The 12135-nt window shown below is 55.1% G+C and carries 9 protein-coding genes; 8 read left to right on the top strand and 1 reads right to left on the bottom strand.

Annotated features, from left to right (window positions below; all coding sequences use genetic code 11):
• Positions 1–2 precede the first annotated feature (2 nt).
• The 5 genes from ABD851_RS13075 to ABD851_RS13055 all read left to right on the top strand — a co-directional run bounded on the left by ABD851_RS13075 (position 3) and on the right by ABD851_RS13055 (position 8444).
• On the top strand, positions 3–1010 hold the full coding sequence (locus ABD851_RS13075) for a PorP/SprF family type IX secretion system membrane protein (protein WP_344979981.1): 1008 nt from the start codon (positions 3–5) through the stop codon (positions 1008–1010).
• Positions 1011–1075: 65 nt separating this feature from the next.
• The gene (locus tag ABD851_RS13070) at positions 1076–3139 is read left to right on the top strand and encodes an OmpA family protein (protein WP_344979979.1); all 2064 of its coding nucleotides are present in this window, start codon (positions 1076–1078) and stop codon (positions 3137–3139) included.
• A gap of 181 nt (positions 3140–3320) precedes the next feature.
• On the top strand, positions 3321–6269 hold the full coding sequence (locus tag ABD851_RS13065; RefSeq protein ID WP_344979977.1) for a serine hydrolase domain-containing protein: 2949 nt from the start codon (positions 3321–3323) through the stop codon (positions 6267–6269).
• Between the two features lie 60 nt (positions 6270–6329).
• Positions 6330–7364, top strand: a complete 1035-nt coding sequence (pheS, locus tag ABD851_RS13060) for a phenylalanine--tRNA ligase subunit alpha (RefSeq protein WP_344979976.1) — start codon at positions 6330–6332, stop codon at positions 7362–7364.
• Positions 7365–7466: 102 nt separating this feature from the next.
• Entirely contained in the window at positions 7467–8444 is a 978-nt protein-coding gene (locus ABD851_RS13055) for an NAD-dependent epimerase/dehydratase family protein (protein WP_344979974.1), read from the top strand.
• A gap of 252 nt (positions 8445–8696) precedes the next feature.
• On the opposite strand, the gene ABD851_RS13050 is transcribed toward ABD851_RS13055, so the two are convergent.
• Positions 8697–9683, bottom strand: a complete 987-nt coding sequence (locus ABD851_RS13050) for a UDP-3-O-(3-hydroxymyristoyl)glucosamine N-acyltransferase (protein WP_344979972.1) — start codon at positions 9681–9683, stop codon at positions 8697–8699.
• Between the two features lie 363 nt (positions 9684–10046).
• Here ABD851_RS13050 and ABD851_RS13045 point away from each other — a divergent pair, with 363 nt between their 5' ends.
• The 3 genes from ABD851_RS13045 (at position 10047) to ABD851_RS13035 (ending at position 12126) form a co-directional block, all read left to right on the top strand.
• Positions 10047–10634, top strand: coding sequence for a pseudouridine synthase (locus ABD851_RS13045; protein WP_344979970.1), 588 nt, complete (start codon positions 10047–10049; stop codon positions 10632–10634).
• A 102-nt stretch (positions 10635–10736) separates the two neighbouring features.
• Positions 10737–11612 (top strand): YicC/YloC family endoribonuclease, encoded by an 876-nt coding sequence (locus tag ABD851_RS13040; protein WP_344979968.1) that lies wholly within the window; start codon positions 10737–10739, stop codon positions 11610–11612.
• Between the two features lie 10 nt (positions 11613–11622).
• Positions 11623–12126, top strand: a complete 504-nt coding sequence (locus tag ABD851_RS13035) for a gliding motility lipoprotein GldH (RefSeq protein ID WP_344979965.1) — start codon at positions 11623–11625, stop codon at positions 12124–12126.
• Positions 12127–12135 lie beyond the last annotated feature (9 nt).

The raw sequence follows: 12135 nt of genomic DNA, 5'->3' as shown, positions 1-12135 counted from the left end.
CTATGAAGAAAATTTTAGCATCATTGGGCTGCCTTGCGGCAGTTATCCTGGCAGCGCTTCCCCAGCGGTCGCTGGCCCAGGTGGATGCGCATTTCTCGCAATATTACTCTAACCCGATGTGGCTGAACCCGGCCCTTACCGGGGTGATCGACGGGGATTACCGGATAACGGCCAACTATAAACGGCAATGGGCGGAGCTGTCCGATCCTTATTCGACGGGCTCCATATCCTTTGATACCTATCCGTTTAACAATCTGGGAGTCGGGGGGACCATCCTCAACCAGTCTGCGGGCGACGGAGGATGGAATTATACCAACGCCCTGCTCTCTGCGGCCTATCGTGTGCTGCTGGATGCCAGCGGGATGAATGCGCTCAGCATCGGGATACAGGGCGGGATCATCAACCGGCATGTGGATATAAGCAAGCTGCGCTTTGGCAGCCAGTATAATCCCATTACCGGCTTCGATCCGGGCGCCTCCTCCGGGGAGACGTTTCCCAAAACGTCTTCCACGGCCTTTGATGCCAACTTCGGGATCATGTACTTTAACGGCAATCCCAACAATACCCTTAACCCGTTTGCCGGGGCGGCGGTTTATCACCTCTCCCGCCCGGACGATCCCTTCCTGGGTACGGAAAACGAACGGCTGCCTATGCGTTTCGACGTGCATGGCGGGGTGCGGATCAAGGCTTCCGATGTGATCAACATTACGCCCCAGGCCCTGTACATGCGGCAGGGCAACGCGCATGAAACGGCCCTGGGCCTTTATGGGCAGTATATGCTCGAATCGCAGCTCACCGACCTGATATTCGGGGCCACCTGGCGCCTCCAGGATGCCGTAGTACCCTATGTAGGATTTCACCTCGGTGATTTTGTGCTGGGGGTAAGCTATGATGTCAATGTATCAAAGCTCCGGACAGCCTCGGAAGGAAAAGGGGGGATCGAGTTTTCCCTGTCCTTTATTCCGCATAAACGGATAACGGATCCCAAGTTTATCTGTCCGCGGCTGTAAGCGCCGGAAGGGATGCTTTTGCTTGCTTCCATCGTATGATGACCTAAAGAAACAAAATATTGCACATGAAGCCTTCTTTTACAACATATCGCTCTCCGCTTTTCGCTTCGCGCTCCGGGCTGACCCTGGGTGGCGTGATGCTGGTCAGCCTCCTCCTTCTGCTGTCCGTAAAGCCGGCTCATTCCCAGTTTGTGGTGGACTACAAAAAGCAGGGCGATCAGTTCTTTTCCGAGGGTAAGTACTATGCGGCAGCTGTGCTCTATCAGAAGGCCCTCGGTATCTTGCCCGATACCATGATGTCTCATTACGTGTATCCCTATACGATAACGCCGAAATCCAAAAAGCAGGAAAAGAACAAGAAGGAGTACGCCTACCTGGTTTATCAGCTCGGTGACGCCTTCCGGCTGTATAAGGATTACAAGAGCGCGTTGGACTGGTATCAGAAGGCCGAGCAGCTGAGCACGGGGGAATTCCCGATGCTGCCGCTGTGGGAAGGAGTATGCCTGCGTGCAAACAAACGGTATGAAGAGGCCATCACCCACCTGGAAGCCTTCAAATCGGCATACGGTAAATCGGATGAGTACAGCAGACAGGCCGACCTGGAGCTGAAATCCTGCCGGTTTGCCCTGGACCAGATGGAGTATCCCCGGCTTTCCGACATTGCGAAGCTGCCGGCTCCGGTCAACTCAGGGGAATCCGGATCCAACTACGCCCCCCTGCTGAAGGATCAGCAGCTGTATTTCACCTCCTCCCGCCCGCTGCGGGATATCAACGAGAAAAAGGACGATCCTTTTGTCAATAAGCTTTACAGTGCCGCCGAAGCGGGTACCGGTTCATTTGACAGCGTGGAAATGCTCGCGCTGAAAAACACGGCCAAGACCATGCAGCTGGCGGCCATGACCTTCACGCCCGACGGCGGTAAGGCCTTTATCACCGGCTGGACGAACAAGGCGAAAGGCGAAAAACAGCATAAGGCCATCTATATGATCAGTAAGGACGGCGACGGCACCTGGTCTGAGCCGGGCGCCCCGGTGGCCAATCTGAACATCGCCGGCTCCGATGCTATGGAGCCCTTTGTGACGGCCGACGGCAAATACGTGTTCTTCAGCTCCAACCGTCCCGGCGGACAGGGCGGATACGATATCTGGTACAGCGAGCTGGGCGCCGACGGCGCGCCGGCTACGGCGATCAATCTCGGGAATACCGTCAACACCCTCGGGGACGAGGAAGCCCCCTTTTATGATCCCGCGGAAAAAAAGCTGGTGTTCAGCAGCAACGGCCGTGTAGGCATGGGCGGATACGACCTGTTTGTCAGCCGCGGCATGGCCGACAACTGGACGATGCCCGTAAACATGGGCGCCCCGGTTAACTCCGAAAAGGACGATATCTTTTACAGCCCGCGACCCGAGGATACCACGGTTTTCTATACCAGCTCCGACCGGCAGTCTGTCTGCTGTCTGGAGGTGTTCCGGATAAAGCTGAAGCACATTACCATTGGCGGTACCCTGCTCGACTGCGATACCCAGCAGCCTATCGCCGGGGCCAAGGTAGAGCTCCGGGATTCCGCATCCGGCGAAGTGCTGAAAACGCAGATACTGGATGAATCCGGCCGCTATCGCCTTGAAGTCAATAATGTGAAGGCCCTTAAAATGACGGCCTCCAAACAAAATTACTTTACCAAATCGGTGGATATCAGCTCCAACGAGCTGCGCCGGACCGACACGCTCTTCAGCCCGGACCTCTGTCTGAAGGCATATGAGATCAACAAGCCCATCGTGATCCCGAATGTGTATTACGACTTTGACAAGGCCACCCTGCGGCCGGAATCGAAGGTCGTGCTGGATACTCTGTACGAGGTGCTCATGGAAAATCCGAAGATGCAGGTAGAGCTGAGCGCGCATACGGATAGTAAGGGTTCCGATAAGTATAACATGGGTCTCAGCCAGCGACGCGCTCAATCCTGCGTGGATTACCTGATCAGCAAGGGCATAGATGCCGGACGGCTGACCGCCAAGGGCTATGGTGAAAGCCGGCCCATTGCGCCCAACACCAACCCGGATGGCAGCGATAACCCCGAAGGACGTCAGAAGAACCGGCGTACCGAATTTGTGGTGCTGAAGAACGAGTAAGTACCTGCCGGAGCGTTTCCGGTAACCGACAATGCCTTCATTTTCCCATCCGTTCCGGATGGCATTTATAGGATCAGCTGCAACAACAGGGCTTCGGCCCTGTTGTTTGTTTGGGGACGCTCCCCGGCCATTTTTCTGTTGCCCAAAAATCTTGTAAGTTTATCGCATGATCCGGAAAACAATGTTAAGCATCGCATTATCATGGTTGTTGGGTTCGGCCGCGCAGGGGCAGCAGCCTGCCGCCCGGTCTTCCGCGGTAAATCCCGGCAAAGAGCCGGCGGCTTCGTCTGCCGCACGGCACTGGGCCGACAGCGTATTCAGGACCCTCAGCCCCGAGCAGCGGATTGCACAGCTTATTTTTGTGCGGGCCTATTCCAACCAGGGGGCGGCGCATGTTCGTGAAGTGACCCGGCTGGTGCGCGACAAGCATGTGGGAGGACTCGTCTTCTTCCAGGGCGGGCCGGTAAGGCAGGCCTCCCTTACCAATTATTACCAGCGTTTGGCGAAAGTGCCGCTCTTTGTCAGCATAGACGGAGAATGGGGCCTGGGTATGCGGCTGGACAGCGTGATCTCCTTTCCCCGGCAGCTGCAGCTGGGCGCGGTGCAGGACAGCTCGCTGATCTACCGGATGGGCGTGGCGGTAGGCGAGCAGTGCAGGCGCATGGGTATACAGATCAACTTTGCCCCGGTAGTGGATATTAATAACAATCCTGAAAACCCGGTGATCAACGACCGCTCCTTTGGCGAGAACAAATACCGCGTAGCCCGCTGGGGAATACAATACATGCAGGGCATGCAGCGCATGGGCATACTGGCCTGCGCCAAGCATTTTCCCGGCCACGGGGATACCAATACGGATTCCCATAAGGCCCTTCCGACCATCAACAAGAGCATGGCGCAGCTACACGCGCTGGAGCTCTATCCTTTCCAGCAAATGGTGCGTGCCGGGGTAGCTGCCGTAATGGTCGCCCACCTGGACATACCGGCCATTGACAAGCGGCCTCATCGCCCCACCTCGCTTTCGTACAAGAATGTAACCGGTCTCCTGAAGGGAGAGCTGGGCTTTACCGGCATCGTGTTTACCGATGCGCTGGGCATGCAGGGCGTAGCCGGTTATTTCACTCATGGCCAGGCCTCGGTGGAGGCGCTGCGCGCCGGTAACGATGCGCTGCTGCTTCCCCAGGATGTAGATGAAAGCATCACCGCCGTGAGGGCCGCCATCGGCAAAGGGATACTGCGGCAGTCGGAGATCGACGCCCGGGTGAAAAAGATCCTGATGGCCAAATATGCTGCAGGCCTCTCGCAGTGGGAACCCGTGGAGACCGCTCACCTGGTAGAAGATCTGAACAGCCACACCGCCGCCCTCAAGGATTCCCTGTGCCGCGCCTCCTTTACTGCGCTGCGGAACGAAAACAACATGCTGCCCCTGCGCGCCGAAAAAAAGGAGAAGCTTGCCTGTCTTATTATCGGTACGGCCGGTAATCATCCCTTGGTGCAGGAGCTGAAAAAATACCGGTCCGTGGATGCCTATTATTTTTCAGGAGGGACCTATGCGGCAGGTGCTGCGCTGGCGGACCGTCTGAAAAAAGGCTATGACCGCGTTATCGTTGCCGTTACGGGCTACAGCCGCTATCCCGCCCATAACTACGGCATTAGCCAACCCGAAGTGCAGCTCGTAAAGCAGCTCACCCAGGAAATGCCCTCGGTGGCCGTGGCCTTCGGCAATCCCTATGCTATCCGTAACTTCTGTGAAGCTCCGGCTTTGCTGGCTGCTTATGAAGACGATGCTACAATGAGTCGTATAGCCGCATCCGTTATATTCGGAAAAACCGACCCCCGGGGACGGTTGCCGGTAACGGTATGCCCGGGATTGCCATCCGGGAAAGGGCTTACCGACTTCGCCAGCTACCGGGGCTATCTGCCCTATGTGCCGCCGGAGAAGCTGGGTATGAACCCGGCCTTGCTGAAGGAGGTGGACTCCATCGCCAGGGACGGCATTGCCCGCGGCGCGTATCCGGGCTGTGTGATACTGGGGGTTAGGGACGGGCGCATCTTTTATCAGAAGGCCTTCGGCACGTTCAGCTATACAGATAAGCGGCCGATGACCACAGAAACCGTGTTTGACCTGGCCTCGGTGACCAAGATATGCGCCACCACCCTGTCCTGCATGCGTCTGTATGACGAAGGAGCGCTACGGTTGGACAAAACGCTGGGCGATTATCTCCCCTGGTTACGGGGTACGGATAAAGCCCGTCTGACCATTAAAAATGTAATGCTGCATCAGGCCGGCTTTATTCCTGATTTTCCTTACCGGGAGCTGTTGCTTACCGATGACCGGCAACCCAATACCGACATTTTTCATACCGTACGCGACTCCGCTTATTCCGTCCGGGTAGCGGAAAATATGTATATGCGAAAGGACTATGAAGATACCCTCAAAGCGGAAATACGGGATAGCAAATTGAATCACCGGCCCGGTTATGTTTATAGCGACATTGATTTTCAGCTGATGGGTTATATCGTGGAGGAAATTACGGGGTTAAGGCTGGATGAATATGTAAGAAAGACATTTTATGGCCCGATAGGAATGATCTCAACCGGTTTTCTGCCCCGCGAGCGTTACCCGCCGGACGAAATTGCTCCTACCGAATGTGAAAAAGAGTTCCGTATGCAATGTCTCCGTGGCGATGTGCATGATCCGCGCGCGGCCATGTTCGGCGGCGTGGCAGGCCATGCGGGCCTGTTTTCCACTGCCTATGATCTCGGCATGCTGATGCAGATGCTGCTGAACGGCGGCAGCTGGAACGGCAGGCAGTACATAAAGCCCGGAACCATCAAGCTGTTCACCGACTACAGCACAAGTCTCAGCCGCCGCGGCATCGGGTTTGACAAACCGGAAAAAGACCGCAGCGGAGACCCCAGTCCTTATCCTTCTGCAAAGTGCTCGGACCAAACATTCGGCCATACCGGCTATACCGGCACCTGCGTCTGGGTAGACCCCCAATACCGGTTTACCTACGTCTTTCTCTCCAACCGCGTGAACCCCGACGGCGGCGCCAATCTGAAGCTTTCCCACATGGACATACGCGGTAAGATACAGGATGCCTTTTATACCGCGATGGGGCGGTAGCCGCTCCCTTCCTGCCGCCCGGAAAGGCGGAAAGAATTCTCCTTATCTTTGTCCTCATATATGGAAGACATCACACAGCAGATCGCTGCCTACAAAACCGAAATTGCTGCTTTCCGTCCGTCCGGCGAGGCGGCCCTGGAGGCTTTTCGCGTCCGGTTTCTCGGCTCGAAAGGCATCCTCAAGGAGCTTTTTGCCGGTATGAAGACCGTAGCCCCGGAACAGCGTAAGGATTTCGGGCTCGTGCTGAATGAGCTGAAGCAGCTCGCCGAAGAGCAGTACCATAACGGCCGGGAACAGCTGCAGGACCGGCCGGGAGAATCCGGCGGCAGGGAAGCCGACCATACCCTGCCCGCCGAGCCGCAGCGGCTGGGCGCCCGTCACCCCATTAGCCTGGTGCGGAGCCGTATCATCTCCATCTTTGAAAAGATCGGCTTTTCCATTGCCGAAGGCCCTGAGATAGAAGACGACTGGCACAACTTCTCTGCGCTGAACATGCCTGAAAACCATCCTGCCCGCGACATGCAGGATACTTTTTATGTAGCCAAAGCGCCCGACTGGGTGCTGCGTACACATACGTCTTCCGTGCAGGTGAGGGTCATGGAGCAGGGAAAGCTTCCCATCCGTATTATCTGTCCCGGCCGCGTATTCCGCAACGAAACGATCTCCGCCAGGGCTCATTGCTTCTTTCATCAGGTGGAAGGGTTGTATATCGACGAAAACGTTTCCTTTGCCGATCTGAAGCAGACGCTGTATTATTTTGTGCAGGAAATGTTCGGAGAAGAAAGCCGGGTGCGTTTCCGCCCTTCCTATTTTCCTTTTACGGAACCCAGCGCGGAGATGGATATCTCCTGTCTGATCTGCGGCGGAAAAGGCTGCAGCGTCTGCAAGCAGACGGGCTGGGTGGAGATACTCGGATGCGGTATGGTGCACCCCAGGCTGCTTGAGAACTGCGGTATCGACAGCCGCCGTTATACCGGGTTTGCCTTCGGTATGGGTATCGAGCGCATTACCATGCTGAAATACCAGATAAGGGACCTGCGTTTGTTTTCAGAAAACGACGTACGCTTCTTAAAGCAATTCGAAGGCGCGGTCTGAAGTTTAAACTTTAGACTCCCGAAACCTCAAACGCAAAGCGTTCACGGAGACCGCTGAAAAACTTTGTGAACGCCGTAAACCAGAAACCTCAAATCCGAAACTTTGATATTAGTAACCGGCGGTACCGGATTTTTAGGGTCGGCCCTGATACAGTCGTTGCTGGAAACGGGGCAGCCGCTGCGTTGTATCTGCCGGCAGAAGCCGGCGGACCTTTCTGCTTCCACGGCAGGCGGTGTGGACTGGCGGCAGGGCGACCTGCTGGATGTGGACAGCCTGACTGCGGCCATGGAAGGCGTGGACCGGGTCTTTCATTGTGCAGGGATGGTTTCCTTTCAGCCCGGCGACCGGGACCGTATGCAGGCGGTAAACGTATCGGGTACGGCCAATGTGGTCAACACGGCGCTCGTCTGCGGGATAAAGAAGCTGATGCATGTCAGCTCGGTAGCGGCCATCGGGCGCGCCGTATCCGGCAAGACGATCAACGAGCACTGCAAATGGGAAGACAGTCCCCATAACGCTGCCTATGCGAAGAGCAAATACCTCGCCGAGATGGAGGTCTGGCGGGGCATCGGGGAAGGCCTGAATGCCGTTATCGTAAATCCTTCCGTTATACTGGGTCCCGCGGGAGACTGGCGCAGCGGATCTGCCGCGCTGGTGCAAAATGCCTTTGACGAATTCCCCTGGTATACCTGCGGGATAAACGGCTTCGTGGATCTTCGCGACGTGGTCCGCGCGATGCTGCTGCTGATGGATAGCGGGATAACGGCAGAGCGCTTTATCCTCAACGGAGACAACTGGTCGTACCGGCAGCTCTTTACCGCTATGGCGCAGGCCTTGGGAAAACAACCGCCCTCCCGCGAAGCCAAACCCTGGATGGGCGCTCTGGTCTGGCGCTGGGAAAAGATAAAGAGCCTGTTTACCGGAAGCGCCCCGCTGCTTACCCGGGAAACGGCACATACCGCGCAGCTGAAGGTGTATTACGACAACAGCAAAATTCAACAGTTTCTTCCTGACTTCCGGTTCACTCCCCTTGAAGAAACGGTGCGGTATACCTGCGAAGCTTATCTGAAAGGAGGTTGAGGTTTCCGGTTTCTGATTTCCAGTTTTGGGTTTGAGGTTTGAGGTTTACGGCGTTCACAAAGTTTTTTTAGCGGTCTCCGTGAACGCTGCGCGTTTCCGGAGTCTAAGGTCTAAAGTTCCATTCCAGACAGATAACCTTAGATGTTAAACTTTGAAATGCCTTTCATCCTTCGCCTGACCTTTTTCTGGTTTCTGTAATCATCAAATCATCAAATTTCCAAATCATCAAATCATTAAAATGCCCTTCACCCTTTACCTTTCACCTTTCTCCTTTGACCTTTCCCCTGCGTCCTGTGACAGTCCCTTGATCTTTTCCCATATCTCGGGAATCCGCTTGATCCAGGCCAGCTCTCTTCTTTTATACCGCGCATCCTCTGCCGGGTACCCGAAGAAAACCTTTCCCCCTTTCAGCGAGCTGGGCACGCCGCTCTGTGCCAGCACCACCGCGCCGGCACCGATGGTAAGGTCCTTGGATACGCCCACCTGTCCCCATAAGGTGACGTTGTCTTCTATTATGGTCTTTCCGCCGATGCCCACCTGTGCGGCAAACAGACAGTTCTTCCCTATTACCGCACCGTGGCCGATATGCACCAGGTTGTCCAGCTTTGAGCCACGGCCGATAATCGTATCTCCACTCACCCCTTTGTCGACCGTGCTGCCTGCCCCTATTTCCACATCGTCTTCGATAACTACCCGCCCGCAGCTTTCCAGCTTATCATAAGCCACTTCCCGATCGCCGCGTTTCTTATAATAAAAGGCATCGGCCCCGATTACGGCGCCCGCATGGATGATCACGTTGTTGCCGATGACCGTATGATCGTACAGGGTAACGTTGGGATGGATAATACAGTGGTCCCCTATCCGGACCCCATGGCCGATAAATACATTAGGCTGTATGACCGTGTCTTCTCCGATAAGGACATCGTCGGCGATCATTTTTGCAGCGGGGACAAAAGGCCGGAAATGTTTTACCAGCTTTACATAAGCGCTAAAGGGATCTTCGGTGACCAGCAGGGCTTTGCCCTCCGGGCACTCCACCTCTTTATCGATGATGATGATCGAAGCACTGGAACGCAGGCAGGCGTCGTAATATTTCTCCAGGTCGACAAAAGAGATATCGCCGGGTCTTACCTTGTGTATCTCGTTCAGCCCGGTAGCCTGCAGGTTTTGATTACCCGAAAGAACGGCGCCGATAAAACCGGCTACCCAGGTTACCGGTACAGGTTGTTCGAATTGCATGATCCTTTTGTTTAGCCGATAATGCCGCGGTTAAGATTCGCATACGCGCCTATTCCGGCAGCTTATAATAAAAGACATACAAAGTTAAGCGTTCGGCCCGATTCGTTTTTAAGCAATCTAAAGGATACTTTTCTTTATCGTTATCCACAGCCCCGTAAAAAATGTGAATAAAAATTTCACAAAAATGTTCTTTTGTGAGAAAATTATTTTTAATATTGTGTAGGGAAAATTTTATCCCTGTACTTACTAACCCATTCACATAACAAGAAAGCTCGGTTATCCTGCCGGGCTTTTTTTATGGACTGCTTTTAAAGGCCTTACTCCCGCTGCTTTTTCTGATGTTTTCCGTTTATCTTTAAAGTCATGCTACGTTACTACAGCGTTTATAAACCCTTCCGGGTAATGTGTCAGTTCTCACCGGTTCCCGGCAAACAAACGCTTGCCGACATCTTTGATCTTCCCCGCGATGTTTACCCGGTAGGGCGGTTGGATTACGACAGCGAAGGACTGCTGCTGCTTACCAACGACGGTCAGCTGAACCGGCGTTTGCTTCATCCTGCGGAGCGGCATGAGCGGGCTTACCGGGTACAGGTGGAAGGAGTGCCCACCGCCGGGGCGCTGCATCAGCTGGAACAGGGCGTAACGATTCATCTCGACGGAAAACCTTACCATACCCTTCCGGCCCGGGCTGAGATCTTTTCCGTACGGCCGGCGGTGGCGGAACGCCATCCCCCCATCCGTTACCGCAAATCGGTACCCGATACATGGATATCCCTTACGCTGCACGAAGGAAAGAACCGACAGGTGCGCAGGATGACCGCAGCGGTGGGTTATCCTACCCTGCGCCTTATCCGTTACCGCATCGGAGGGCTGGAGCTTGGCGATATGCAGCCGGGCGATGTCCGGGAATGGGAACGCGGCCCTTTCTTTCGTTTATTGTTCGGCGCATAGCGCCGCAACATACTGCCCGCCGTCTGCAAAAGGCGGTCGCCCTCCAGGCTTTACGTAAAACCAACTTTTTCATGTAGGTTTGTATGCAAACAGCGTGACCATATGTTGAGATCCATGACAGGTTTCGGCCGTGCGGAGACCCAGGTAGGAGATAAAACGATCAGCGTAGACATCAAATCACTGAACGGAAAACAGCTGGACATCAATCTGAAGATGCCGCCCCTGCTGAAGCCCTATGAGTTTGATATCCGCAACCTTATTCAGCAGACGTTGCAACGGGGATCGGTGGAGGTGATGGTGACGGTGAAGCAGAATGGTACGGCCAAGCCGGTAACCATCAATACGCTGCTGGCCAGGCAATATTATCATACCATCGCTTCGCTCGCCGGAGAGCTGCAGCTGCCGCAAACCGATATCCTCAATGCGTTGCTAAAGCTGCCGGAGGTGGTCGCCCCCGCCGCGGAGGAGCTTGCCGAAGAAGAATGGGAGGCGGTAAAGCAGGTTTTTACGACCGCCTTGCAGAAAACGGATGAGCACCGGCAGAACGAAGGCGGGACCCTGGAGCAGGATCTTGAGCTGCGCATCCGCAACATCCTTCTTTTGCAGGAGAAAGTGCAGGCCCAGGAACCGGCCAGACGGGAGCGGATACGTTCCCGCCTGGAAGCGTCGCTGCAGGAAAATACACCGAAAGAGAACCTCGACCAGAACCGTCTGGAGCAGGAGCTGATCTATTATGTGGAGAAGCTGGATATCTCCGAAGAGCAGGTGCGCCTCTCCAACCACTGCCGCTATTTTAAAGAAGTACTGGAGACGCCGGAGTTCAGCAAGGGGAAAAAGCTGGGGTTCATCCTGCAGGAGGTAGGGCGGGAGATCAATACCACCGGTTCGAAGGCCAACGATGCGGCCATACAGCAATGGGTGGTGATGATGAAAGATGAGCTGGAAAAAGCCAAGGAACAGGTGTTAAACGTCTTGTAAAAAAAAGCCGATGAGGTTGCTGGGGGGATGCTTACTTTTTGCGCTCGTAACGGCATGTTGCGGATGCCGCGGATGGGATACGCTGCGCGTATATGAAAAGAACGAAACCATTCCCGGTTATGCCTGGGATTACCAGTTCAGGCCCTCTTATGAGGTATCCATAACCGATACGGCGGCACGTTATAATATCTATGTTACCCTCCGGCATACCGATGCTTACCCGTTCAGCAACATCTGGCTGCTGATCCGTACGCGGCACGCGGGCGATTCCACACTTTCCCGCAGGGTGGAGCTACCCCTGGCCGACCGGCAGGGCCGTTGGCTGGGCAGCGGGGTGGACGATATCTTTGAACACCGGATACCCATACAGGAAAACGCACGTTTCGGCAAGCCGGGAACCTGGTTCTTCTCCCTCGAGCAGAACATGCGGCTCAATCCGCTTCCGCATGTGATGAACGTGGGCATACGCATAGAAAAGCTGCCGCCGGCCGCGAGACCGCCGGTTAACCGATAACCCCTCCAA

The sequence above is a fragment of the Compostibacter hankyongensis genome (assembly GCF_039541075.1).
GTDB classification, from domain to species: domain Bacteria; phylum Bacteroidota; class Bacteroidia; order Chitinophagales; family Chitinophagaceae; genus Compostibacter; species Compostibacter hankyongensis.
This window is presented reverse-complemented; position numbering and strand designations above follow the sequence as displayed.